This is a genomic window from Trichocoleus sp. FACHB-46 (assembly GCF_014695385.1).
In the GTDB taxonomy this organism is placed as follows: Bacteria; Cyanobacteriota; Cyanobacteriia; order FACHB-46; family FACHB-46; genus Trichocoleus.
This window is the reverse complement of sequence record NZ_JACJOD010000034.1, coordinates 152,290-176,877: the sequence shown is the minus strand read 5'-3', so window position 1 is coordinate 176,877 and position 24,588 is coordinate 152,290. Positions and strand designations below refer to the sequence as shown.

General features: G+C 49.4%; 29 protein-coding genes. 18 read left to right on the top strand and 11 right to left on the bottom strand.

The annotated features are described in order from the left end of the window. Window positions 1–140: 140 nt before the first annotated feature. Window positions 141–296 carry a hypothetical protein gene (locus H6F72_RS22655; RefSeq protein WP_190441166.1) on the bottom strand — a complete coding sequence of 52 codons (156 nt, stop codon included), beginning with the start codon at window positions 294–296 and terminating at the stop codon, window positions 141–143. Between the two features lie 118 nt (window positions 297–414). Between H6F72_RS22655 and H6F72_RS22650 the strand changes: the two genes are divergently transcribed. The 3 genes from H6F72_RS22650 (at window position 415) to H6F72_RS22640 (ending at window position 2,604) form a co-directional block, all read left to right on the top strand. Continuing rightward, window positions 415–948 carry an RNA methyltransferase gene (locus tag H6F72_RS22650; RefSeq protein WP_190441161.1) on the top strand — a complete coding sequence of 178 codons (534 nt, stop codon included), beginning with the start codon at window positions 415–417 and terminating at the stop codon, window positions 946–948. 88 nt (window positions 949–1,036) lie between these two features. Beyond that, window positions 1,037–1,858: an S-adenosyl-l-methionine hydroxide adenosyltransferase family protein gene (locus H6F72_RS22645; protein WP_190441158.1), complete on the top strand. Its 822-nt coding sequence runs from the start codon at window positions 1,037–1,039 to the stop codon at window positions 1,856–1,858. A gap of 83 nt (window positions 1,859–1,941) precedes the next feature. Beyond that, window positions 1,942–2,604: a DUF2301 domain-containing membrane protein gene (locus tag H6F72_RS22640; RefSeq protein WP_190441154.1), complete on the top strand. Its 663-nt coding sequence runs from the start codon at window positions 1,942–1,944 to the stop codon at window positions 2,602–2,604. A gap of 9 nt (window positions 2,605–2,613) precedes the next feature. On the opposite strand, the gene H6F72_RS22635 is transcribed toward H6F72_RS22640, so the two are convergent. Further along, complete coding sequence (locus H6F72_RS22635; protein ID WP_190441151.1) at window positions 2,614–2,838, bottom strand: hypothetical protein; 225 nt, start codon at window positions 2,836–2,838, stop codon at window positions 2,614–2,616. Between the two features lie 98 nt (window positions 2,839–2,936). On the opposite strand from H6F72_RS22635, the gene H6F72_RS22630 reads away from it, so the two are divergent. From H6F72_RS22630 to dprA, 3 genes are all read left to right on the top strand, one after another. Then, complete coding sequence (locus tag H6F72_RS22630) at window positions 2,937–4,484, top strand: FAD-dependent oxidoreductase (RefSeq protein WP_190441148.1); 1,548 nt, start codon at window positions 2,937–2,939, stop codon at window positions 4,482–4,484. Between the two features lie 32 nt (window positions 4,485–4,516). Next, window positions 4,517–5,194 carry an ElyC/SanA/YdcF family protein gene (locus H6F72_RS22625; RefSeq protein WP_190441146.1) on the top strand — a complete coding sequence of 226 codons (678 nt, stop codon included), beginning with the start codon at window positions 4,517–4,519 and terminating at the stop codon, window positions 5,192–5,194. Window positions 5,195–5,295: 101 nt separating this feature from the next. Beyond that, window positions 5,296–6,435, top strand: coding sequence for a DNA-processing protein DprA (gene dprA, locus H6F72_RS22620; RefSeq protein WP_190441143.1), 1,140 nt, complete (start codon window positions 5,296–5,298; stop codon window positions 6,433–6,435). Between the two features lie 13 nt (window positions 6,436–6,448). Here the strand turns inward: dprA and H6F72_RS22615 are convergent, their stop codons facing one another. Then, entirely contained in the window at window positions 6,449–7,597 is a 1,149-nt protein-coding gene (locus tag H6F72_RS22615; RefSeq protein WP_190441129.1) for a Gfo/Idh/MocA family protein, read from the bottom strand. Between the two features lie 265 nt (window positions 7,598–7,862). Next, complete coding sequence (gene glp, locus H6F72_RS22610) at window positions 7,863–9,104, bottom strand: gephyrin-like molybdotransferase Glp (protein ID WP_190441127.1); 1,242 nt, start codon at window positions 9,102–9,104, stop codon at window positions 7,863–7,865. Window positions 9,105–9,294: 190 nt separating this feature from the next. On the opposite strand from glp, the gene H6F72_RS22605 reads away from it, so the two are divergent. From H6F72_RS22605 to H6F72_RS22590, 4 genes are all read left to right on the top strand, one after another. Further along, a complete protein-coding gene (locus H6F72_RS22605) occupies window positions 9,295–9,843 on the top strand; it encodes an RDD family protein (RefSeq protein ID WP_190441125.1) in 549 nt (182 codons plus the stop codon). Window positions 9,844–9,882: 39 nt separating this feature from the next. Next, window positions 9,883–10,071 carry a 50S ribosomal protein L33 gene (gene rpmG, locus H6F72_RS22600; protein WP_190441123.1) on the top strand — a complete coding sequence of 63 codons (189 nt, stop codon included), beginning with the start codon at window positions 9,883–9,885 and terminating at the stop codon, window positions 10,069–10,071. Window positions 10,072–10,175: 104 nt separating this feature from the next. Continuing rightward, window positions 10,176–10,391, top strand: coding sequence for a 30S ribosomal protein S18 (gene rpsR, locus H6F72_RS22595; protein ID WP_190441120.1), 216 nt, complete (start codon window positions 10,176–10,178; stop codon window positions 10,389–10,391). Window positions 10,392–10,602: 211 nt separating this feature from the next. Further along, window positions 10,603–12,624 (top strand): RNB domain-containing ribonuclease, encoded by a 2,022-nt coding sequence (locus H6F72_RS22590; protein WP_190441117.1) that lies wholly within the window; start codon window positions 10,603–10,605, stop codon window positions 12,622–12,624. A gap of 150 nt (window positions 12,625–12,774) precedes the next feature. Here the strand turns inward: H6F72_RS22590 and H6F72_RS22585 are convergent, their stop codons facing one another. Next, a complete protein-coding gene (locus H6F72_RS22585; RefSeq protein WP_190441114.1) occupies window positions 12,775–13,326 on the bottom strand; it encodes an FHA domain-containing protein in 552 nt (183 codons plus the stop codon). A gap of 476 nt (window positions 13,327–13,802) precedes the next feature. On the opposite strand from H6F72_RS22585, the gene H6F72_RS22580 reads away from it, so the two are divergent. The 3 genes from H6F72_RS22580 (at window position 13,803) to H6F72_RS22570 (ending at window position 15,299) form a co-directional block, all read left to right on the top strand. After that, window positions 13,803–14,168 (top strand): Lin0512 family protein, encoded by a 366-nt coding sequence (locus H6F72_RS22580; protein ID WP_190441111.1) that lies wholly within the window; start codon window positions 13,803–13,805, stop codon window positions 14,166–14,168. Window positions 14,169–14,387: 219 nt separating this feature from the next. Continuing rightward, entirely contained in the window at window positions 14,388–14,657 is a 270-nt protein-coding gene (locus tag H6F72_RS22575; RefSeq protein WP_199299236.1) for a hypothetical protein, read from the top strand. An 81-nt stretch (window positions 14,658–14,738) separates the two neighbouring features. Then, window positions 14,739–15,299, top strand: a complete 561-nt coding sequence (locus tag H6F72_RS22570) for a Uma2 family endonuclease (protein ID WP_190441108.1) — start codon at window positions 14,739–14,741, stop codon at window positions 15,297–15,299. 148 nt (window positions 15,300–15,447) lie between these two features. On the opposite strand, the gene H6F72_RS22565 is transcribed toward H6F72_RS22570, so the two are convergent. Both H6F72_RS22565 and H6F72_RS22560 read right to left on the bottom strand, forming a co-directional pair. Next, on the bottom strand, window positions 15,448–16,074 hold the full coding sequence (locus H6F72_RS22565; protein ID WP_190441105.1) for an RNA methyltransferase: 627 nt from the start codon (window positions 16,072–16,074) through the stop codon (window positions 15,448–15,450). A gap of 82 nt (window positions 16,075–16,156) precedes the next feature. Then, on the bottom strand, window positions 16,157–16,822 hold the full coding sequence (locus tag H6F72_RS22560) for a GNAT family N-acetyltransferase (RefSeq protein WP_199299235.1): 666 nt from the start codon (window positions 16,820–16,822) through the stop codon (window positions 16,157–16,159). A gap of 283 nt (window positions 16,823–17,105) precedes the next feature. Between H6F72_RS22560 and H6F72_RS22555 the strand changes: the two genes are divergently transcribed. From H6F72_RS22555 to H6F72_RS22545, 3 genes are all read left to right on the top strand, one after another. Further along, complete coding sequence (locus tag H6F72_RS22555; RefSeq protein ID WP_199299234.1) at window positions 17,106–18,332, top strand: DUF4336 domain-containing protein; 1,227 nt, start codon at window positions 17,106–17,108, stop codon at window positions 18,330–18,332. Window positions 18,333–18,366: 34 nt separating this feature from the next. After that, a complete protein-coding gene (locus H6F72_RS22550; protein ID WP_190441101.1) occupies window positions 18,367–19,017 on the top strand; it encodes a peptidase M15 in 651 nt (216 codons plus the stop codon). Between the two features lie 167 nt (window positions 19,018–19,184). Then, entirely contained in the window at window positions 19,185–20,105 is a 921-nt protein-coding gene (locus H6F72_RS22545) for an ion channel (protein ID WP_190441098.1), read from the top strand. Here the strand turns inward: H6F72_RS22545 and H6F72_RS22540 are convergent. Next, window positions 20,097–20,267 carry a hypothetical protein gene (locus tag H6F72_RS22540; protein WP_190441095.1) on the bottom strand — a complete coding sequence of 57 codons (171 nt, stop codon included), beginning with the start codon at window positions 20,265–20,267 and terminating at the stop codon, window positions 20,097–20,099. The genes H6F72_RS22545 and H6F72_RS22540 overlap by 9 nt on opposite strands. A 336-nt stretch (window positions 20,268–20,603) precedes the next feature. On the opposite strand from H6F72_RS22540, the gene H6F72_RS22535 reads away from it, so the two are divergent. Together H6F72_RS22535 and H6F72_RS22530 are read left to right on the top strand one after the other, a co-directional pair. Then, window positions 20,604–21,313 (top strand): IS1 family transposase gene (locus tag H6F72_RS22535; protein ID WP_370527553.1). Its coding sequence is split into 2 segments (ribosomal slippage): window positions 20,604–20,889 and window positions 20,889–21,313, totalling 711 coding nucleotides; the frame shifts between segments, so codons are not numbered across the junction. After that, window positions 21,271–21,663, top strand: a complete 393-nt coding sequence (locus tag H6F72_RS22530) for a sterol desaturase family protein (RefSeq protein ID WP_190441092.1) — start codon at window positions 21,271–21,273, stop codon at window positions 21,661–21,663. Before H6F72_RS22535 ends, H6F72_RS22530 begins: the two co-directional genes overlap by 43 nt. Before the next feature lie 109 nt (window positions 21,664–21,772). Here the strand turns inward: H6F72_RS22530 and H6F72_RS22525 are convergent, their stop codons facing one another. The 3 genes from H6F72_RS22525 to H6F72_RS22515 form a co-directional block, all read right to left on the bottom strand. Then, on the bottom strand, window positions 21,773–22,504 hold the full coding sequence (locus H6F72_RS22525; RefSeq protein ID WP_190441089.1) for a hypothetical protein: 732 nt from the start codon (window positions 22,502–22,504) through the stop codon (window positions 21,773–21,775). 139 nt (window positions 22,505–22,643) lie between these two features. Continuing rightward, complete coding sequence (locus H6F72_RS22520; RefSeq protein WP_190441086.1) at window positions 22,644–23,213, bottom strand: Uma2 family endonuclease; 570 nt, start codon at window positions 23,211–23,213, stop codon at window positions 22,644–22,646. A gap of 138 nt (window positions 23,214–23,351) precedes the next feature. Then, a complete protein-coding gene (locus H6F72_RS22515) occupies window positions 23,352–24,473 on the bottom strand; it encodes a type I restriction endonuclease (RefSeq protein ID WP_190441085.1) in 1,122 nt (373 codons plus the stop codon). Between the last annotated feature and the right edge of the window lie 115 nt (window positions 24,474–24,588).

The window sequence follows — 24,588 nt, the reverse complement described above, 5'->3', positions numbered from 1 at the left end:
TGCTACTCCAAATCAGTTGAGATGTTGAAGTGTTCACTTCGGTTGCTGCTGCATTATTTGAAGTATCGGACAATTCCTCTCTCAGCTTAAATCATTACCTATTCAGCAACGCCCCAATCCCTAACCTAATGAGTGAATGATTAGCGGAGGTAGTTGGCTTCGGCTTCCAACATGCGAACTAGATTTTCGTCTCCGTTGGCTCTAGCAACTTCTAGGCGGTGTTGCAGGCTTCTCTGGATGTTTTCCCGATGAGCTTGTACGGTTCTGGTTGCGGCTTCCCGATGATTTTTGTTCATGGCGGACTGTTTTTTCTGCTTGATTATGCTTTTAACTGATCTCTAAGTTAACATTCCCGGCTCACAGTCTGTAACGTCCATTACCAAAAATTTAAGATCGCCTTGTGAAATTATGCCCATGTCTCTGCCTCAGCGACCCTCGATTGCTCGCGATCGCTATGCCCAATTGCCCCGACAAGATTTGGTGGTTTGCGCCAGCTTGGTTCAGAATCCAGCTAACTTGGGTGGGCTGTGTCGCACTGCGGAGGCGTTTCGAGTGGAGTCGGTGGTGGTGGCAGATTTAGCCCTGACCCAGAATTTGGCGTTTAGGAATTTGGCTGTTTCAGCTCACCATTGGCAACCTTTAGAAGCTTGTTCGATTTCGGCTTTGCCTGCCTGGATTGCGGCTCAGCAGCAGGTAGGTTATTCTGCGAGCGCGCTGGATTTAAGGGCTGATGCGGTGCCTTTGTCTGAGTTCAGTTTTCCTAGGCGAGCGGTGTTGGTGTTGGGGCGTGAGCTGACGGGGATTCCAGCGGAGATTGCAAATCTTTGTGATGCGGCGATCGCGATTCCTCAGTTTGGCATGGTGGAGTCTTTGAATGTGCAAACTGCGGCGGCGATCGCGATGTATGAGTATGGGCGGCAGTATCCTTTATCTGAGTTGGGTTCGTGAGCCGAACCATCGGGGGCACTCGCCCCCGAACCCCCGCTGAAGGACGGCTGCGTCCTCCAGACCTCCTCCAGAAGGTAATTTACTTTTTATGTCGCAACGTTTAGTTACTCTTTTGACTGATTTTGGTTTGAGTGATGTTTATGTGGGGGTGATGAAAGGGGCGATCGCTCAGGTTAATCCTGAGGTGCGGGTGATTGATTTGACGCATCAGGTTCCGCCTCAGAATGTAGTGGCGGCTCGGTTTTGTTTGATGAATGCTTATCCTTACTTTCCACCTGGGACGGTGCATGTGGCGGTGGTTGATCCGGGGGTGGGAAGTGCAAGGCGGGCGATCGCGGTGGAACTGGAGGATGGGTTTTTGGTGGGGCCAGATAATGGGTTGTTTAGTGGGGTGTTGAGTCAGCAGCGGGCGATCGCGGCAGTGGAGTTAATAAATGCTCAATTCTGGCGATCGGGGCAACTGAGTACGACGTTTCATGGTCGCGATATTTTTGCGCCTGTGGCGGCTCATTTGGCCTCTGGGGTGGCGTTACGGGAGTTGGGACCAGTGATTGATCTGCAAAGTTTGGTGCAGTTGCCAATTCCTGATTATCGGTCTGAGGGTGACAGGATGTGGGGTTGTGTACAGTATTGCGATCGCTTTGGTAATTTAATTACGAATATTCCTGAAAGTGCGGTGGTAGAGCAGGTTTGGGCGGTTGTAATTGGTGAGACAGAAATTATGGGGGTGTCGAGTTATAGCGATCGCCCTGCTGGGACGTTGTTAGCATTAGTAGGAAGTCATGGATGGGTTGAAGTTGCGGTGAATGGGGGAAGTGCTGAGGCTAGTTTGAAATTGCATGTTGGAGATGCAGTTGAGGTGCTGCTAAAACCAAATGCTTGGGGGCGCTTGCCCCCCAACCTCCGCTGAGGGACGGTTGCGTCCCCCAGACCCCCTCCAAAAGGGTGCTTTTGGCTATGTTGTTAGGTTTTTGTTAGAGGGAGGAGAGAGATATGACAACTGCGAAGTTGGAACCGGAAGTTTATCAGGGGCAGTTTGGGGAATTTACGATTACAGAGGGCGATCGCCAGGGTGTGATAATTTATCGCGCGGGCCTGGCGGTGGCGGCTGGTTGTTTTGCGCTTGGGGCTGGGTTAGTGTTGCGCTTTGGCGATGAGCCAGGTGTGATGTCGTGGGTGACTGTGCTGTATGCTGGCTTTTCGCTAGCCTTGGGCGTTAGTTTACTCACGATTCATATCTATCTAGCGCCGCTGCATCGAGCTTTGCAAGCGTTCTGGGCGATCGGGGGTCTCAGTGCGATCGCGTTTGCTCTACAAGCAGATGAACCGCTAGCGAGTTTCGTTTACAATCATCCCTTAAGTTTGTTGGGTGTTGGCTTCACTTTTGCAGCTTTGACGGGGATCTTTTTCAAGGAAGCTTTCTGCTTTAATCGAGCTGAAACAAAGATCTTGACTCCGCTACTTCCTATTCTGCTGCTAGGGCATATGGTAGGCATTCTGCCGCCTCAGGGAGAACAGGTACTACTAGCTCTGTGGGCAGCACTGTTTCTCGTGTTTGCTTGCCGCAAAGTGATCCAGGCGATTCCACCTGACATCGGGGATAAGTCTGTGTTTGACTATCTTCATCAAGAGCGGTTGGCGAAAGCTGGAAATTAGGATCACTGGTTAAACTTGTTCTTTGCTCTCTGCATCTGCGTCTCTTCGCTGCCCTGGCATCTCTGGCATGACGGCTGGGCTGCTGAGGAGACGTTCGTTATAAACAACGTTGTCATCAGTGATCTGCAAATCATCTAGATCAGCGTCGCTACCATCGTCCATCTGCTTGGTGTTGAGGTTGACCGCTTGATCAGGTGTATCACTGGAATTTTGGTGATTGTCTGCGGAGTTCATCGGGGTGGCCTCTCAAGCAACAACTGATGTGCTCAGCATAATCAGCAGATGGTAATCTACCCCCTATCTGAAGACTTATTCGATTATTGAGTGATACCGTGACGGATGTAGTGGATGTAGTTGTAATTGGGAGTGGCATTGGAGGGCTGAGCTGTGCGGCGCTCCTAGCTCGCTATGGCTTTGAGGTGGCGGTTTGTGAAAGCCATGCGATTCCAGGTGGTGCGGCTCACGGGTTTGAGTATCAAGGGTTCAAGTTTGACTCTGGCCCCTCGCTCTACTCTGGTTTGTCCTACAGTCCTTCTGCTAACCCTCTCCGTCAAGTGTTGGATGCCATTGGTGAGGAGCTGCCCTGTGCTACCTACAATACGTGGGGTTGCTGTCTCCCTGAGGGTGATTTTGATACTACTGTTGGTGCGGATCAGTTCTGTGAGGTTTTAGCTAGACTTCGAGGGGAAACTGCGGTATCCGAATGGCGAGAATTACAGCGAGTCATGGCTCCTCTAGGGAGAGCGGCGATCGCAATTCCTCCAGCCGCAGTCCGCTTTGATTTCGGTGCTGCCTTGACTATGGGGCGTTTTGCTCCCTCTCTTTTTCAACATATTGGTCATATCCCGAAGTTGACTGGCTCGTTTAGTCGAGTCATGGAGGGTGTGGTCACAGATCCGTTTATCCGCAATTGGCTCGATCTGTTATGTTTTCTCCTCTCTGGGTTACCTGCTAGTGGAACCAGTGCAGCGGAGATGGCGTTTATGTTTGCCGATTGGTATCGACCAGAAGTAACGCTCGACTATCCCATCGGAGGCAGCGGAGCCTTGGTAGATGCTTTGGTAAGAGGATTGCAGAAACAGAGAGGAAAATTGCTGTTAAATGCTCATGTAGAGCAAGTTTTGGTAGCAGGCGATCGCGCTGTCGGAGTCCGTTTGCGAGGTGGTAAGGAGATTCGTGCTAAACGAGCGGTGATTTCTAATGCCTCGATTTGGGATACGCTCAAGTTACTACCCACAGGAGCTTTGCCTCAGCGTTTTCAAGCTCAGCGGCAATCTACGCCAACCTGCGATAGTTTTATGCATCTCCATCTCGGTATTGATGCTACTGGTCTCCGTCCCGATTTGGCTTGTCACTACATTGTGGTGAATGATTGGGAGATGGGAGTCACCGCTCCTCAAAATGTAGTTCTTGTTTCCATTCCCTCTCTGCTTGATCCTTCCCTGGCTCCTGCTGGAAAACATACGATTCATGTCTATATTCCTGGGAATGAACCTTATGATTTGTGGCAAGACTTGGATCGACGCAGTGAAGCCTATGCCCAACAAAAGGAGCAACGAGCAGAGGTGATGTGGCAAGCGTTGGAACGTATCATTCCTGATATCCGCTCCCGCTGCCAAGTCTCCTTGGTGGGCACCCCGCTCACTCACGAGCGCTATCTGCGTCGCCATCAAGGTTCCTATGGTCCCGCCATCTCCGCCGGGGACAGCTTATTTCCAGGACCGACTACACCTTTGCCAGGACTATTGTGCTGTGGAGATTCTACTTTTCCTGGCATTGGCTTACCCGCCGTTGCAGCCAGTGGCATGATCGCTGCTAATACGCTCGCTCCTGTCCAGCAGCAGTTAGCCATGCTGAAGGATATTGGTTGTCTAAAGTAGTGAGCGATCGCCCTAGCAAGAATTAGTGTCTAATGCAGCCAAAAAATAGATTGAAGTTCAGAATTCAGTTAATCCAGCGGCGAGAAATGTGGCTGCCAACTCTGCAAGGTTGGGCTGTTATTTTCTTGAGCTTGCTGATGATGCTTGGCTTGGCGATCGCTAATATCCATCCTTTCCTTGCTGTCACCGCTCCAATCCCAGCTAATATCCTAGTTGTAGAAGGTTGGTTGCCAGATTACGCCGTAGAAGAGGCGATCGCGGAATATCAGCGTGGTTCCTACGAAAAACTCATTACTACAGGCACCCCGTTATCCAGAGGTTACTACCTGGCTGAGTACAAAAACTTTGCAGATCTGACAGCCGCCACATTTCTAGCTTTAGGGTTCGATCCCAAGCAATTGGTTGCTGTCCCAACTCCCAAGGTTGAGAAGGACCGCACCTACACCTCAGCCATTGCCTTGCGGCAGTGGTTATCAAAATCAGGGCTAGAGGTGACAGGGATAAATCTCTTTACTTTAGGCACTCATACTCGTCGTAGTTGGCTGGTTTTTCGACAAGCATTGGCCCCAACTGTGCATGTGGGTGCGATCGCCGTTCAGCCACGAGCTTATGACGTAGAACATTGGTGGCGATCGAGCGAGGGAGTTCGCACCGTTATTTCTGAGGTCATCGCCTATTTGTATGCTCGGCTTGTGAGCTGGAAAACATAGAACGTAGACCCAGCTTAAAATTGAGGGGATTGGCGCTAGGCAGAGTCAGCATTAAGCCAAAATTGGGGCATACTGAGATCCGCCGACTTGAGGGTGAATGATTGTTTTCAGAACGCGCACTGTGGTTAGCTTGGTCCCGCATTCCAGGTATTGGCCCTATTTTGCTTAAACGGCTCCAACAGCACTTCCAAACTTTAGAAGCTGCTTGGGAAGCAAGCCCAAAAGAGCTGGGGGCTGTGGACGGCATTGGACCCCAAACCCTCGAAGTGATGGTGGCAGCGCGAGCCAAAATTCATCCAGAGCAGTTGCTAAAAACTCATGAGCGGGAAAACCCCTGTTTCTGGACCCCAGCCGATCCGGGCTATCCTCAGTTGCTGCTAGAAATCCCAGATCCTCCGCCTGCTCTGTATTACAAAGGTCAAGTCCAGCCTCAGGAGCAACAAGCAACCACCCCGGCGATCGCGATCGTGGGTACCCGTGACCCTTCGGACTATGGGCGGCGTTGGGCACGCAAACTCAGCTCCTCTTTAGCTCACCAAAACTTTACAGTGGTTTCGGGCTTGGCTTACGGCATCGACACTGAAGCCCATCAAAGTTGTCTAGATGTAAGCGGCTACACGATCGCAGTCTTGGGGACTGGGGTAGATATGGTCTATCCCTGGAAGAACCAAAAGCTTTACGACCAAATTGCCGAGCAGGGTTTGCTAGTGAGCGAATATCCCGCTGGGACGCAACCCGATCGCAGCCATTTTCCCCGGCGCAATCGCATCATTGCAGGGTTAAGTCGCGCAGTTTTGGTAATGGAAGCACCCGGCAAATCTGGCGCTTTAATTACGGCTCATCTGGCGAATGATTATGGTCGCGATGTCTACGTGCTGCCTGGTTCGCTAGACAATCCCCGCTCGATGGGTTGCTTGAAATTGCTAAGCGTGGGAGCCCAAGCGATTTTAAGCGAAATCCATCTGCTAGAGATGCTCGGTACAATGCCACGTCTACAGGTGGTAGCGTCAGCAGCCCCAAGCGCCAAGGCTGCCCCTAGCCATTCGAGCCACGCTTTAATTCCAAACTTAGCGCCAGAGTTGCAAACCGTTTTGCAGTCGTTAACGGCTGAGCCTACAGCCTTTGATGTGATTGTCCAGCAGGTAGGGCTAGCAGCGGCAGCAGTTTCCAGTGCGCTGCTGCAGTTGGAATTACTGGGTTTGGTGTCGCAAGCGCCTGGGATGCGTTACCAACTTTCCTAGAGTGAACCCAAGCTCAACTTGCTAAGAATTGCTCTAAATCGGGCACTTCTACCCAAGTTCCTGCGGTGTGGGATTGCTGGGTTAAGTCCATCAGCAATTGTGAGTAGACACCTTCACGCAAGGAAGGGGCGATCGCGGCTCGTTGATCAATTCCTTGCACCCAGCGATCGACCACCCCCATAAACGGTGCAATCCGACCATCCAGGTAGGTTTTAGGAAACTCTAAGCGCTTGGGAATTTCTACCAAGCTCAGGGGTTGTCCGCCTTGGCTGGCCCAAAGCTGAAACCCATGCACGTAATCTTTTTGGTTGTTGCTGCCTAAAACCAAAGTGCCGCGATCGCCATACACTTCTATCCAGTGACCACGACCTTGATAGGTAACGGAGCTGAGGCAAACTTGGCAAGGTGTACCGTTGGCTAGCTCTAGCATCAGCATGCAGGTGTCGTCGGCATCGACCGTTTTCTGCTCGCCCGTTCTGGGGTCGGGACGTGCCGGGATAGAAGTACTCAGCCGAGCCGATAGGCGTTGGATGGGGCCGAACAGCCAAGCAATGTAGTCAAAGGCATGGGAACCGATCGCGCCTAAAGCACCGCCTCCTTTTTCTCGCTGAGCATACCAATTCCAAGGACGGGTGGCATCGGCTCGGCTGGAAACCAGCCAGTCAATTTTGATCAAGCGAGTTTCACCGACATAACCTTCGGCTAGCAGCTCAGCCAAGCGTTGCCAAGCAGGGACACAGCGAAATTCAAAATCGAGGGCTGCGATCGCTTGCTGGTTGGCTGCAAAATGATACAAGTTTTTGGCTTCTGTGGCGGAGAGGGTTGTCGGCTTTTCTAGCAAGATGTGTTTGCCTGCTTGCAATACGGTTTGGGCCATGTCGTAGTGCAGAAACGGGGGTGTAGAAATACTGACGGCCTGCACTTCTGGCAAAGCGGCAATTTCTGCGACGCTGCTGCAAGCATGGGGGATTTGGTGGGCTTCGGCGATCGCTCTGGCTTGGGCTAGATCCCGGTGATACACTGCCACTACTTGGGTGCGATCGTGGGCTTGAAACCCTGGAAGGTGAACTTTTTGCCCAAAACCTGTGCCAATCATTGCAACACCTATTTGCGATCGCGAGCGAGGTTTTGCGGAGGTGGGGTTCACGTTGGTGGAAACCATAGACAAGTAGGTGCTGAAGGGTGCAGGGCTTTCTGAAGCAAGGGCTAGTTATTTATAGTACTGGTTGCCGGCGCAGGTCTCTGGGGCGATCACATCTCTCGGATGGTTTTGGTGACACTTGGCGAATCCGAGCCTTGAGGGCACCTGCCCTCAAACTCCCGCTGAAGGACGGCTGCGTCCTCCAGACCTCCTTCAGACGAGTTTAATTGTATGAGGCTCGAAGTGATTGCTGGAAGTTGGTGCTGGAAGTGAATCGATTTTTGATTCAATCGACTTGCATGACAAATATTTCTGTGCCTGCGGCGATCGCGGTTTGACCTACAGGTAACATCGCTAAGCCATTGGTTTGGGCCAGGTTGATCAGGTTGCCAGAGCTATGGCTGCCTCCTGCTAGACGAAATTCGTAGTCACCATCCACCAATTGCAGATGTCCCCAAAGATAGCCCTCTCGCTTGCCATCGGAGCGTAAATCTTGCTGGGTGCAGGCTTTAATAAACGTCGGTTCCCAGCCTTGAGCTAATCCTGATAGTTTGCGGAGCGTGGGTTGAACGAAGCGCCAGAAAGTAACCAAAGCTGAAACGGGATTCCCAGGTAGCCCGAAGTACAAAACCGAACGCGCTTGGGGTGCCGCAAAAGTTGCCACTGTCAAAGGTTTGCCTGGTTTGATGGCTACGGCTCGAATGTGGATTTCGGCTCCCAGTGTTGCCAAGATCTCATCCACGTAGTCATAGTCACCAACGGAAACACCGCCGGAGGAAAGCACGACATCGGCAGTAGTGATTGCTTGGGCGATCGCTGACTTTAAGGCTTCCGGTTCATCTGGAATCCCCCCTAGCAGCAAGGGTTCTGCTCCTAGCTGCTGCACCAACGCGGCTAAAGCGTACTGGTTCGAGTCCACAATTTGCCCAGGTTGCAAAGGTTGGTCTGGGGCAACTAACTCACTACCAGTCGAGAGGATGGCAACCCGAGGACGGCGGTAAACGCTGACTTGCGCGCACTGGGCTGCTGCTAATACTGCGATTTCGGGCGCGTTTAGTTCAATGCCTGGTTTCAGGAGGGGGGTGCCCGCTTGGTAAAAGGCTGCTCGCTGCCGCACAAAAGCTTGAAATTCTGGGGCTTCTAGAATGGTGACGCGATCGCCTTGACGCTGGGTGCGCTCTTGCATCACAACAGTATCGGCTCCCGCTGGCATCATGGCCCCAGTCAGAATCCGGGCGGCTTGCCCAGGCTGAATCGTTTGCTGCGGTTGATACCCTGCGGGAATTTCCTCCACAATTTCTAGCGTTGCAGGTTGCTCAGCCTTGCAGGACTGCACATCGGCAAAGCGCACTGCATAGCCATCCATCGCTGAATTGTCCCAGTGAGGAAAATCAAGCGCACTCGTAACCGCTGCTGTCAAAATCCGCCGAGACGCAGACAGTAAGTCTAAAACTTCTGTATCTTGAGCGGGCGATAAGGGGTTAACTAAGCTGAGAATTAGCGCTTCTGCTTGCTTAACGGGCAGCATGGTCCGGATTTTCTCTTGGAACTTGTTTGTTAGTTTACCGCTCGTTAGCAATCAGCAGAATGATACGTTTTAAGTAGCTGCGCCCAGCTGGACATCACCCCTATAGGACGGTGAGGTTTCAGCAGTTCGTACTCATGATTTAGACAGAATCCGCCCAACTTCACGCTTTATCCCGGAACGCTCACAATATATGCGCAGTGACCTTGTAGCAGCTCGCCTTCCTAAAGCGCCAATTTGGCGACGTGCCGTGGCTTTCACGTTGGACTTTTTCTGTGCTTGGTTCGCTGGTTCTTTGGTGCTTGGTAGTGGTGGCATGGTGCAATTACTGCGATCGCTGCTTTTCTTAATCGCCTGGTTGACTCTCCGGGTTTTCCTTCCCTATCGCAACCAGGGTCAAAGCCTGGGGCGATGGGTTTTCGATATTAAGGTGATTGATCCTAAAGCGCTGCGCTCGGCTGATTTATTAGCCTTGCTGAAACGAGAAGCTTATTTGGGGGCTAGTGCTCTGTTTGTCGCCCTGGGGTTGAGTAGCTGGCGCTTGATTCGAGAAGGGTGGATTGTGTTGCTAGTCCTGCCTTTAGCCTTGGACTTGGGGCTGGCGATCGCCGACTCCCTCAACCAACAATCTCTGCACGATCGCTTGGCAAAGACTAGCGTGATCCAAACCAGTCGAGGTTACTCTTTAGACTTAAAGGTGAAGCGATTACTTGCCGAAGTGAGTCGTCGTGTGAAAAAATAAGAGATTGTGTCTAATTCGCATTTTTGAACGGCTGGAACTATGGCTAAGGGCGTCCGTATCATCATTACGCTGGAGTGCACTGAGTGCCGTACCAACGCTGCAAAGCGTTCGGCAGGAGTCTCTCGGTACACCACCACCAAGAACCGTCGCAACACCACTGCTCGGTTGGAACTCAACAAGTTCTGCACCCACTGCAACAAGCACACGTCTCATAAAGAAATTAAATAGATTGCTGTCTGAAAATCCTTGAAAGGTTATTTTTCTGGATTCAAGGCTCTATTAGTTTCTGGTCCGCTGTTTTTCTGAAGATTTTTGACTCACAAACAATTGCTATGACTTACTTCCGCCGTCGCGTTTCCCCCATCAAGCCCGAAGAACCCATTGATTACAAAGATGTGGATTTGCTCCGCAAGTTCATCACTGAGCGTGGCAAGATTTTGCCTCGGCGGATCACTGGTTTGACTGCCAAGCAACAGCGCGATCTAACCGTGGCGATCAAACGAGCTCGCCTCATCGCTCTGCTGCCTTTCGTAAACCAAGAAGGTTAAATTTACCTCTCCCCTCGGAGGGGTTTTTCGACAAAATTGGGTCTAAAGTTTCTGCCAGGTGATACCAACCCGCCTTACTATAGACGTGGGTGCAATTTCGCATGGACAGAATAAAGACACTCCGACTCAATCGGCTAAGGCTCCATAGTTAGCTGAATAGAGCGCGCTGATCAGTAAACCGCAAAAGCCATACTGGGGTTAGCAAAAGCTGGTGGAGAAGGGAACTCTCGTTGAATTTCGACTGCATAGCGATCGTCGGCTGGCAGTTCTAGAACGTCCAGAGGGTAAAAAGCACTGGATCGTGTTGGATGAACGTGGCCAGTCTTACACCCTTCATCCTCGGCAAGTCACCTACACCGTTACAGGCCAAAGTTACAAGCCGTCGGAAATCCCTCAATTTCTGAAGGAAGTGGAGGCTTATCTCGACCCCTCTAGTCTAGAGGTGGCTTGGGAACTGTTGGTGGAAGACAGTGAGACGGTTGATCCCGCGGGCATGGCTTTGTTACTGTTCTCAGACCAGAGTCCGCCTCTGTGCTATGCCGCTCATTATTTACTCTCAGAAGACAAGCTCTACTTTAAGCAGAAGGGAGACCACTACGAGCCTCGCTCAGCGACTCAGGTTGCGGAGTTGAAGCACCAGCTAACAGTGGCGGGTCAAAAGCAGCGGGAATGGCAAGAATTTTTGACTCGAATCCAGCAAGCCTTAACGGATCAAGCCGTAGAATGGCAGAACAGCGATCGCGGTCGCCTCGAAGCCCTAGAGCGGTTTGCTACCTTAGGAGAAGAAGCTTCTCACCGGACGCCAGCCTTAGAAACTTTGGCTGCTCTCGGAAGACCTGAAACTCCTCAAGCTGGTTTCCAACTCTTGGTGGATTTAGGGTTGTGGAGCGTCCACGAGAATCTGTTTGTACGCCGCAGTCAAATCCCCACTCAATTTTCTACCAAAGTGCTGGAAGTCGCAAAACGTTGCTTAGAGTCTCCACCCCCCGATCTCGATGTCGAGGGACGGCTTGATCTGACGGGTCTAAAAGTCTACACCATTGACGATGAGAGTACGCGAGAGATTGACGATGGCGTCAGCTTGGAGTACCTAGAAGATGGCCGTCAAAAGCTCTGGATTCACATTGCTGATCCAACGCGCTGGATTGTGCCAGGAGACGATCTAGATCTAGAAGCACGCCGACGCAGCACCACCATTTATCTGCCAACTGGCATCATCCCCATGTTTCCGCCGGAACTGGCGACAGGCCCCATGAGCTTGATTCAGGGGAAAATCTGTTACGCCCTGAGTTTTGGAGTGATTCTGGATGAATCTGGGGCGATCGCAGACTACCAAATTCAAACTAGCCTGATTAAGCCCACTTATCGCCTCACCTACGAAGATGTCGACGAGATGTTGGAGTTGGGAGTTCTAGGTGAATCTGAACTCCAGGCGATCGCAAGCTGGGCCAAGCGGCGGCAGACCTGGCGGCACTCTCAAGGTGCCATCAGCATCAACATGCCAGAATCTTCCATCAAGGTCCACGATGACGAGATTACGATTGAAGTCTTAGAAGTTTCTCAATCTCGCCAACTTGTGGCTGAAATGATGATTTTGGCTGGAGAAGTGGCGGCCCGCTACGGTCAGGCGCATAACTTAGCAATTCCCTTCCGCAACCAAACTCAGCCAGAGCTACCACCCGAAGAAGAGTTATTGCAACTGCCTGCTGGCCCTGTGCGCTCCTGCGCGATTCGTCGCTGTATGCCCCGCAGTGAAATGAGCATTACCCCTGCGCGACATGCCAGCCTCGGCCTAGACACTTATACTCAAGTCACTTCACCCATTCGGCGCTATACAGATTTGCTGGCGCATTTCCAAATCAAGGCTCATCTACGAGGCACACCGCTACCATTCTCGGTAGAAGAGATGAAAGAGTTGTTGATGAGCGTGGGTGCTGTAGCTCAAGAAGCAACTTCGGTAGAGCGACAAACCAACCGCTATTGGGGCTTGGAATACCTGCGTCGTCATACCCATGAAGTATGGCAAGCTTTGGTGTTGCGCTGGCTGCGAGAGCACGAAAACTTAGCGCTGATCTTGCTAGAGGACTTAGGGCTGGAATTGGCGATTCGGCTGACCAAAGCAGCATCTCCAGGCGATCGCATGGAAGTTAAGGTTACTTACGCTGATCCGCGCCAAGACACAATCCAGTTTCAACAACTGCTCGATCGCGAAGCACAGCCTGCTGCTTCCTAGCTTTTCCTGAGCTGAGCGCTTGCTAGGTTGGCCAAAGCCCAACGAAAAACCCTCCTTTCAATTTAGAAGAGGAGGGCGTGATGGAGTTGGAAACGTATCTCAAGAAAAACAGGTAGACCCGGTTGGCTAAACAAAGCTTAGTCCGAATCTTTAATGATGGGTAGCTGTGGCTTCATTGCCTTCAGGCGCTAAGCGATCGCCCGTAGCTACAAAAAACTCTACACAAAGAGAGCCTAGCTGAATCAAGTCGCCATCTTGCAATAGGTGGCGTTCTAGGTGGGCTAAGCGACGACGATTTACCCAAGTGCCGTTACTACTGCCTACATCCGCAATATAAAAATCGCGGCTGGGATAGTAGCCAATCACGGCATGACAGCGGGAGACTGAGCGGTGAGCAACTGTAATGGCACAGGTAGCATTGCGCCCAATCAACCAATTAGCAGCCTTTTCAGTCACCTGAAGTTCTTGGGGGGAACCAAGATTTGTCGCCAAAATGGTGGTTTCCGCAGTCGCGATCGCCTGAATGTATAGCGGAGTAATACTACAACGTTGGGGAGCTTGCAGAATAGGTTCAATAATCGTTGCCATCTGCTCCGCACTCGTGGGTTGAGTCGTAAACATCAAACGAGAGAGAGCAGGGTTTTGTTTCAAAGCATTCAGGGTTACATAACCAGAACTGCTATTTGGCTTCAGGTTCGACATGATACCTATTAGAAAAACGACTGTTGGTTTGCGCTAGACACAATCAGCTGAATCGCTAGATCTCCGAGCCACAGTCACTCAACTGTCAGCGTCCTACCGTTATCTGTTTAGAGGCGCTGCATTCAAAAAGAATCAACGGCTATATTCTAAACACCAACTTCTCAACTATTTCTAGATCACCCTATTCTGAGTAGCTGGACCCGCTACCCAACCATTGCTTCCTGTAGCTTGTTTAAGTATTTGTACGGGAATAAAACTTTAGCAAAGTCTCGATTTAGTAAATCCTACAGATGGAATGATTGACAATCGTACAAGTGAGAAAGTTTGCTTGAACTTTACGAAGCTGTGGCTATTCATCCCTTATATAAATTTTCGCTAAAGCTTTTTCTGATTTCACTCCTTTACGCTTACGCACCTACACAGGCAGAATCGCTATAAGCTGTGAAGAAATCTGTAGAACCTTTAGAGAGAGCCGTATGACTTGTAAGCGCCTAGTGATTGAGATGGGAATGGGAGTAGACCAGCACGGGCAAGAGCCAACCGTTGCAGCCGCTAGAGCTGTACGCAATGCGATCGCTCACAATGCCTTACCTGGAGTGTGGGAAGTGGCAGGACTGAGCGACCCAAACGAGATGATTGTTGAGGTCCAGGTAGCTGTGCCTTATCCAGAGCAAGTGCGGGAAGCGGAAGTGTTGGCAGTGCTACCCTTTGGCCGCAAAAGCCTAAAAGTTGAGTCCGGCGGTATGGTGGTTCAAGGTCGTGCCATTCCTCAATTCAACGACAAAAATGACGATATGTTTGTCGCGATCGCTGCCGTGACTGTTTTGATTGAAACCCAGTAAAAGCAGGTCTAAATAGATACATCACTATATAACTATCATTTCTCACTCCGTCTACTGAAGTTTGCTCAATGCCTGCTAGCAAGTTCAGCAGAATGACAAAGAACGATCGCTAGGCTCCAACTCTAGGCGATCGCTCTCTTCACTAATATTCCACAGTTGAATTGCTGCTCTGTGATAGAATCCGCCCATACCTGAAGCAGACGCTATTTCAAGAGATAAATGATGGGTGAACATGAGCCGCTTGCAGACCATAGTGTTTTAAGCTGGGCCAGTCACCGCAGCATCTTAAGCATTGCCAGCAGCGGTAGCATCTTGAGCATTGGCAGTGCGGGCAGCATTTTAAGTATTGGCAGCACTGGCAGTATTTTGAGTGTAGGGAGTGCAGGCAGTATTCTGGGCTGCTTCAGCGCCGGAAGCATTCTCTCAGTTCTCAGCGTCACCAGCATTTTGAGTGTATTGCAATTTAACTTTGGTGCTTTCTTTAAGTAATGAAGAGTAAGGGCGATCGCAACTTGCTGGATTGCCTAGGATAAACTGAGAGCAAATAGCCCTGAGCAACACTAACAAATCATGACTGTTGCGAAGCCGACATCAATCACGCTGGAAGAGTTTTTGGTTTTGCCAGAAACAAACCCTGCCAGTCAATATATTGATGGCGAAATTATTCAGAAGCCAATGCCGAAGACGCGCCATTCTCGACTTCAGGGAAAACTGACCGATGCCATTAATCGAGTCACTGAAGAATTGCGAATTGCTTATGCCTTTCCGGAATTACGCTGTACTTTTGCAGGTAGATCGATTGTCCCGGATATAGCGGTTTTACGTTGGGAGCAAATCAAGTTTGATGAGAATGGAGAACCTGTTGATGATGTTTTAGTAGCTCCCGCTTGGACGATTGAAATTCTTTCCCCTGAGCAAAGCCCTAACCGAGTGACGGGCAATATCTTGCACTGCTTGAAACAGGGTTGTGAGTTAGGTTGGTTGGTTGATCCAGGCGATCGCTCGGTTCTAGTCTTTTTACCTCAGCAACAACCAGAACTACGCCACGGCCATGATGCTTTAACTGTTTTGGATGGCATCGATTTGCAATTAACCACAGATCAAGTATTTAGCTGGTTAAAGATGAGATAGGGCGATCGCCAACTAACTGATCATGCTAACAAGTAAGCTTGCTGCGCCATCTCTATTGAGAAGCTGTGCCATAACGTTCCCGTCCACCTACCGCCGGGACGGTTGAGTTCCCCCAATCGCCCCGCCCCGGTCGGGTGCAACAGGGTTGTTAGGCATCACTTTTCTCACCTCGTTTATTTCGCCATTTATATTTTTTCTGATACTCACGACGTTGCTTCGTAATTTCGTACAAAACTATTCCTGATGTTGTGCCTAGATTCAGGCTCTCAATCATGCCAAACATAGGGATGCTTACACACATTTCACTCCGCTTTACTGCTTCGTCACTGATGCCTTTAGCTTCATTGCCGAACCATACTGCTAACTTGGTATAGATGGTGTAATCCGCCTCATCCAAGACTTCATTCTTCATTCCCTTCACGTGTGGAGACGTAACAATGGACACAAAGCGGTTTTCTTCTAGATGTGCCAAGCAAGCCTCAGTGCTGTCGAAGCGCTTAACGAAACTCCACTTGATTGCCGACACGGAAGTCTTGGATAGTGAATTTCTTTCCCTCATGTCCTGCCAGTCATCCGGTAACGCACCTTTAGGATCTACCACGTAAGCCTTTTCTACACCCAAGGCGTTTACGTTCCTTATGACCGTCCCAATGTTTTTTATGTCATGGGGATTTTCTAAGACTGCAATCAGGTTCTTGCACAGGTACGGTTTGATTGCGTCTGCACGCTCCCGCACCTTGTTTCTGTGTTTCGGTTTGTCTGGTTCTTCTGTCATGTTTCCCCCTGCCACCTAGCTATTTATTAGGTGTACTCTTTCTACCTAAGCTCCTCTACGGGGTGATTACATAGAGAGCTAATTAAGCTGACTCAAGGGGTATTTGTAGAGCGGCGATCGCAGGCGGTTTCTCAACTAGTCCTAAATCAGAAGGCAGAGCGACATAAATGACATGATCTACCCATTGATCAGCCTCATAATAAAAACCTCGACGAACGCACTCCTTTTGCAAACCAACACTTTGAGCTAGAGAAATAGAGGAATAGTTATCAAGATTGATCGCTGCCTCAATGCGATGATACCCAAAATCTTCAAACCCAGACCTCAAAGCTGCTCTTACGGCTTCCTTGCCGAAACCTTGTTTCCAGTATTGATTATGAATGCCATAGCCTAAATTAGCCCACTGTTTCTCTTCTCGTTGAATTGTTGAAATATCAATGTTGCCAAGATGCTGATTCGTTTTCTTGGAAAACACACCAACTATATAAGCATAGTCACTTGAAGCTTGTTCTTGATGGCGCTTGCATAAATCTGAAAACCAATTTAGGTCACAGCCATCCAAGCTAACTTGTCCTTCATCATATTTGTGCTGCTGGGGCAAGCGGCCTGAATAACCTGCATACCAAGATTTATAATCATCAGGCTCTTGCGGACGAAGAATAAGTCGCTCAGTCTCAATTGTCAGCGCCCAAGATGTTCCACTCATTAATGGAGTTATCAGCAAAAATAAGCAACTTAAATTTAGCACCTAGCAGCTAACGGGTAAGCCTTCGCTCGAACCAAAAGTTTGAGTTACATAAGTTCTGTAACGTCTCATTAGGCTGATGCAAGGGGTATTTATAGAGTAGCGATCGCAGAAATTACTAGACATAAGTACGAGACGCAGTTCGAGTTAAGCCTTATTCTTACCGAACCGAGCAATCATACTTACGGCAGATACAGATTAAAAAATTTTCTAATGTCCAAAAGCTAGACTTAACAGTAGTAGTGTACGCTTTCGGGATGGGGGTCGTGGCGTGGATAGAACCACGATGAACGGACAGGATATGCAAGGACAACCAATTGAGACAAGCAATCCGAAAGACTGGACGTGGCGGTTTTGGCCCGCCGTACCACTCTACCCATTTGGCAAACGGCGCACACTCCGCCAAGAAGTGGTTAAAGACACTATTTGGACCTTCGACCAGATCCAAGGCGTTTTTTACGTGATCGTGCCCATCCGCATGACCGTTGTGAGACTCGAAGCAGGAGGACTGCTGGTTTATGCGCCAGTTGCCCCCACTCCAGAATGTATCCGCCTAGTTGAGGAACTGGTGGCAGCACATGGTGAAGTGAAATACATCATCCTGCCCACGAGTTCTGGTCTAGAGCACAAAGTTTTTGTTGGGCCTTTCGCCAGACGCTTTCCCAATGCACAAGTTTTCGTCGCGCCTCACCAGTGGAGCTTCCCGATCAATTTGCCGCTGAGCTGGCTGGGATTCCCGATGAAGCGCACCCACGTCATTCCCGAAGACAGCAGCCAAGCACCTTTTGCCAAAGAGATAGATTATGCGGTCTTAGACATCGATCTGGGGGCTGGGTCATTTGGGGAGATTGCCTGTTTCCACAAGCGATCGCGCACCCTGCTCGTGACCGATTCGGTGATGTCTGTCCCCGAAGAACCACCCGCGATCGTGCAGCTAGACCCCTATGCCTTGCTCTTTCATGCTAAAGATAGCGGCTCCGAAGTAGTGGAGGACAATGCAGAGAATCGACATAAAGGATGGAAGCGGATTGCCCTCTTCGCGTTCTATTTCCGTCCTAGCGCTTTAGAACCCGTGAAGCTAGGAGATGCATGGAGAGAAGCCCGCAACGCTCCCGATCGCTCAAAAAAGGCATATTTTGGGTTATTTCCTTTTCAGTGGCAAGAAGATTGGCAGCGATCGTTTGAAGCGTTGCGAGGAGGAGGCCGTTTATTTGTGGCTCCGGTGCTACAAACTTTGATTCTCAACCGTGCCCCTGAGATTACTCTTAAGTGGGCCGACCAAGTTGCAAAATGGGACTTTCATCAGGTTATCCCCTGCCACTTAGATGCCCCAGTCGCAGCAGGTCCGCGTCAGTTCCGCCAAGCCTTCTCTTTCCTAGAGAAATATCCTGCTATAGGTGAGAACTTCTCGGAAGGGCGACCTTTACCCAAAGAAGATTTTGGCCTCCTGCGAGAAATCGATGAGTTGCTGAATCGGGGGAGCATCACACCACCACCCAAGGAAAAGGTATAAGGTTTGGAGCGTACCGCTCAGTAGAAAGACTTCCATGAGACAGCCCCAGACAGTCAAAGCTTTAGAAGAGTTGGGTCGAGTTCGACTCTCTAAAAGTTTTTTTATGCGGGAGTTTCTTTACTCGGAAATTTCTCAAATTGAGGGCATTCCCAATATCCCTAATGATCCAGAACTGGCGATCGCCGCTGGCAAGAATTTGTGCGAGAAAGTGCTGGAACCCCTCCAGGATCAGCTAGGCAGAATTGGGATCCGCTCTGCTTACCGTTCCGCTGATGTCAATGCTAAAGGAGCCGAGAACAAGAACCAATATAGCTGCGCGAGTAATGAAAAAAACTATGCAGGTCATATTTGGGATGTCAGAGACAGCAGGGGGTATATGGGTGCGACCACCTGTATTGTCGTGACTTCCTTTATCCCTTACTACGAACGCACAGGAGATTGGACAGCTTTAGCTTGGTGGATACATGACCACATCCCAGCTTATGCTTCTATGACTTTTTTCCCAAAATCTGCAGCTTTCAACATTAGCTGGCATGAGAATCCTAACTATTCCAAATACATCTACAGTTATGTGAAAAATCCTCACACTGACAAAACAGGCTATTTGACCAATCAGGAGATGGATAATTTTTTAGGTTCCCATCTGCAAGCATATGAGGAGTTTATTCAAGATCTGCGGAGCTAGCAACTGAGGTTTCTGTCCTTTGGGTATCTCTAGAGCCACATTACTGCGTGAGTAAATTGTGATGCGCGAATTGTGTTGTATGAACTGCGTCTGAGATTCGGTTGTGCAATTTTGAGAGGCCACAGACAATTGGCGTGAATGGTTTCTCAAAGGCAGCAGCATTAGTCATGAGGCAGCTAACAATCTTCCGGAATTGGCGAACGAAGCGGCGATCGCAACCGCAACCCGTCGTACACATCAAGATTCGAGACGGACAGTTCCACATCTTAGGCAACGGAGTTTGGCACTCTTACTGGCGAGAGCCTTACCATCTGCTGCTAACCATTCCTTGGACTGGCTTTTTAGCCCTGACTGTTCTCTGCTATGTGGTTACTAATGCCGTCTTTGCACTGCTGTATCTGGCTCAACCCGCTAGCATCGCTAACGCCAAACCTGGGTCTTTTCTAGATGCCTTTTTCTTTAGTGTGCAAACTCTCGCCTCTATTGGCTATGGAGCCCTGTATCCCCAGACAGTGTATGCCAACATATTAGTCACCATTGAGGCGATGGTCAGTTTAGTTGGGATTGCCCTCCTGACAGGGTTAGCGTTTGCTCGTTTTTCACGGCCGACGGCGCGGGTTTCTTTTAGTCATGTTGCTGTGATTGGTCCCTACGAAGGAATACCCACCTTCATATTTAGGGCTGCTAATCAACGACGCAACCAAATTTTGGAAGCCCAAATCCGACTGTACTTAATGCGCGATGAAACGAGCGCTGAGGGACACGCCATGCGCCGTTTTTATGAGCTCAAGCTGCTGAGAAGTCGTACTCCCAGCTTTACCCTCAGTTGGACGGTGCTCCATCCCATTGATGAATACAGTCCTTTTTATGGAGCCACACCAGAGTCTCTAGCTCAAATGCGAGCCTCAGTGGTGGTTTCCCTCAGCGGCATTGATGAAACGGTATCTCAAGTCATCCATGCGCGCCACACCTACAGCGCTCAAGATATTTTATGGAATTACTGCTTTGTTGATATCTTTCATGAGACAGCCGATGGGCATCGCTACATCGACTACAACCACTTTCATGATGTACTGCCATTACCGTAATGGCTTGACCACAACTCGGCCATTTTCGACGACTGTGCAACGCTGAGACAAATTTTTGCAGCGATCGCCAGTGGTCTCTTCGTCACACTGTTCTGCCTGTTGGATTTGTTGCTGTTGCTGATCTAAAGCAGCGGCACAACTACTAGAAGGAACGACGGACATATTTAGCCTTACTTAGCTCTACTTCTATTATCACTTCACCTGGAGCGACTCAATCTACGGATTACCCGCTCGCCAAGGCGTAGCTTTCCTCAGGGCATCAGTGCAACTTACTGTTGCCTAAACCGCCTCTAGGCCATCAGTTCTCCAGCTCCCTCCTCGACAAAGATTGCAAAGGATTCATATTTGTAAAATTTGATATCCCACTTAGCAACTCTAGTATTTTTTGATACTTCGCCAGGGGATGATAAAGCTGGAATCTAGAGTTGCCAAAACGGTAGAACTCTAGAGGTAATGATGAATTTGTTAGGGTGATGATGAAGCTACACAACGATGCTTATGCCTCTCTGCCCGGATTGCACCTCTGAGCGAACCGTCAAGAATGGCCATATTCACACCGGCAAGCAACGTTACCTGTGCCGCACCTGTGGTCGTCAGTTTGTTGAAAACCCGACCAACAAGACCATCGACACCCCAACACGGGAACTGATCGACCGGCTCTTGCTGGAACGCCTCTCGATGGCTGGAATTGCCCGAGCGGTTCAGGTTTCCGAGCAATGGTTGCAAGACTATGTCACCTGCAAAGCCGCCCAAACGCCAACTCAAGCTACGGTTCGGCCCAAAAAAAGGGGCCGTTGACGGTGCAATGTGATGAACTCTGGTCGTTTGTCGACCACAAGGGCAACAAACAATGGGTTTGGTTAGCGCTTGATGCCGATACCCGTGAGCTCATCGGGGCTCATGTCGGTGACCGCTCTGCCCAAAGTGCACAACGCCTCTGGGATGTCTTGCCCACAGTCTATCGACAGTGTGCGGTCATCTATACCGACGCTTGGGAGGCCTACCAGCAGGTGCTACCCCGTAAACGGCACCGGGTCGTCAGTAAGTCGAGCGGCAAAACGAGTTACATTGAGCGGTTTAACAATACCCTCAGACAGCGGGTGTCACGCTTTGTCAGACGCAGCTTAGCCTTCTCGAAGAGTCTACGTAATCACATCGGCTTGCTGTGGAATTTTATTCACCACTACAACGCATCATTACCTCTCTAGTACTACCGCCAAAACTATTCCTAATTTGGCTATTTGGTATTACGCCAACCCATCTATTGATTTACGAAGTGATCTTTGCGGCTGAGCTAATTTTCCATCACAGCAATTGGGCTTTGCCTTTGCTCTTAGACCGCGCTTTAAGCTATGTAATTGTGACGCCTAACTATCATCGCGCCCATCACGCTCGTTTGCTGAGTGGGATGCATTCTAACTATGCCAGTTTGTTGACTATCTGGGATATCCTTTTTTGCTCGGTTCAATATCCAGCGGTGCCAGAGGCAATCAAACTAGGAATACCTGGAGTCAACCAGGAATTCACGCTCTTGCGGTTGTTAGTCTTGCCCTTTTAGTTGTCCTAAGAAAAGCGATCGCCCTTTGTTTTGTATGGAGCGATCGCCTTGTTTTATCTACTTTTAGTTGCAGTAGGCAAAACCTACCTCAACTCATCGAGATCTCTAATTAACGGTTGGTGGGGCAATTAGCTAAGTTATTGGTTGTGCCTGTACCACCAGAAATCCAACCGAGACGCTCGCGACCAGACACGCTGGTGTAGAAGACTCGAATCCACTTGCCATTGGTTTGGCTGGGTTTGGTGAGGAAGATTCTGGCTCCCTTGGCAGGCCCGTCAGAGCTGCCTTGATAAGTTTGAGGCGTAGTGCCGGGGTTGTCATATGCTCTTAAACCGAAGCGTAGAGACTCATATCCTGCACCATCCACATCTGGATCGCGCAATCTGCGGCATTCTCCCCGCTGGACATTGCCAGGATTGTCACCTGGGTTGCCGCCTGTACAGTTGGTAACGAGATTGGTAGTTTGAATCCAGCCGACACTGGGGGTTCTGATTTGAGCAATGCCGTTACCCAGTATTCCTGTGAGGGTGACGCTGCTTCTAGCGGCTACAGTCCCTACTCTGCGAGTGAGTTGGGTATCTTCATAGATATTGACCGCTGCGGTGGTGCCACGACAGGTACCAATGTAATCAGTTCTTTCGCTGAGGGTGGTGGTTGCGGCTGGAGCAGCAGGAGCGGGGCTAGGAGTTGGACTCTGAGCTTGGGCTAGAAGTTGAGCAGTCTGCTGGTCTGGGTTTTGGCCTGCGATCGCGCTAGCAGATGCTCCCAGTCCTGTTCCTGTGTTGACGGTAGCGGCAAACAGTAGGGCACAGCTGATTCTTTTTAGGTTTTTGTAATTCATTTTTTATGCTAGACAAAATACTCCTCATGGGAAAGTCTACCAAGAAAAATTTTTCTAGGGCTTAGCTTGAAACACAAGTCATCAAACCTTAACTATTAGTAGACATTGAGAATGCCCTAGCCTCAATAAACACAAGGCATTAAATTCCCAATTTCAGCCAACCGAATAAATCTTCTATAGTGAGGTGCAAGTCAGCAATCCAATTTGGTGTAAGCAGTAAGTCTTGCGGATCTTGCAATAGTTCTGGTTGCTGCCCAGGGGGATAAACCAATACAGAGCGCTCTGCTGGATCAATCAGCCAACCTAGTTGAGTCCCATGATTGAGGCAATGCAGAATGTTGCCCGTCACTCTAGTTTGGCTTTGGTCAGGGGAAAGAATTTCAATGGTCCAGTCGGGATGGGTGTCAAAGGTGTTGGCAATCTCCCCACTAGCATCCAGGGGAATCCTCCCCCAAGTAAAGACGGCGACATCAGGAACAATAGAGCGTCCACCAAAAGTACAACGTAGTTCTGGAAAAGCAAGTGCAGTCTTCTGAGGCTTAGTTACAGCGTTGATTGCATTTACCAATTCGCCCTGAATGGTACTGTGTTTTCTTTGAGGCATTGGCTTTTGAATGACTTGACCGTTGATATACTCACTGGCTGGTTCGGTTTCAGGCTGTTGCAGAAACTCTTCCAGGCTAAGTGCTCTAGTAGGTATCTGAACCATCGCGATCGCCCCTTGCTCCAGCAGTAATGGCTGTTTTTATTGTCTCTTGTCGCTTTAAAATTGGATAAAAAACAAAGCGATCGCCCTCTGCTGCTTCGAGTTTCAGGAGAGCGATCGCTTTCTAATTAATACAACTTGCTACACCAAAACTTCTTCGTTACCGCCGTCATCGGTTGCTACGATCTCGGTTGTGACATTTCCCTTGTCTAGGCGGACCACTCTGTTCTTGAGTTCTGACGCTAACTTGTAAATTCCATTTAAGTTATCAATCGGATAGCTCACTTCCTTTTTGTCTTCGCTAAACAGACTGACGTACTTTTGTTTGGAGTTGAAGCGAAGTCGGCAAATAGTCTTCCAGGTGTTCCCATCCAGCAAGATGCCAGCATAGCTTTTAGTATCTTTTAGCTGAACCCGCTTAGGCTCGATCACCTCGCTCAAAATTGCTTTGACGATCAAGAACCCTTCTAATTCTTCTTCAGTCGTAACAATGCCGTCACTGGGAGCACCGTTAGATGCGCTGGATGGAGTAGATGCAACATCTTCTGCCTTCAGCGCTGTTTGCAATGTTCCTGTTATACGCTCTTTAATAAACTCACTCAGAGATGACTTAACGATATCAGCAAACATGTCAACGACTGACTGCTTGAGCCTGTCTTTATAAATTTGTGCAGCAAAAAATTTAACGAACTCTGGTGAAGGATTCACGAGTTGCTCCGCCATAATTCGCTTGATTTCTCTCGTATACATCAAGCTGATAGCTGTATTTTTGAGCTCATCTGGATTAAAGGAAGAGTTAGAAAACTTCTTTAGTTCATTTAATGGGGCCTCTTGGATGTTCAGCATATTGAACTCCAGAAATGGCTTGGCATCCATAATGTTCTGCCTTTCCAAGTCAGAGTAGAAGCGATAGATAATTCCATTGGTTAAAATACTGAACTTTGCTGCTGTCGCGTTAAAGTACTTGAATAGCTGGGATATATGCTGTGGTCGCTCCAGGCTTTCACCGCATGATTTGCACTCGATTAAAATGATTGGTTTTCCATCCTGGAGAATAGCGTAATCAACCTTATCTCCTTTCACCTCTGGTACATCCGCACCAAACTCTGGATATACTTCACCTGGATTGAAGACGTTATAACCTAGAGCTTGCATAAAAGGCATGATCAAAGCGCTTTTTGTGGCCTGCTCGTTACCCAAAATCTGGTCTCTTAATTTGGGGATCTGGTCACTAATCGCTCTCAGCTGATCGATAAAGTCCATTAAAGTTTCTCCACTTGATAGGTAAGTGTACTGAACAGTTAAAATCAGCGCACTCTCGTTATTGCTAAGATGCCCTATCGAATCTCAACAGCTACGAAGAAACCACAAATAAATG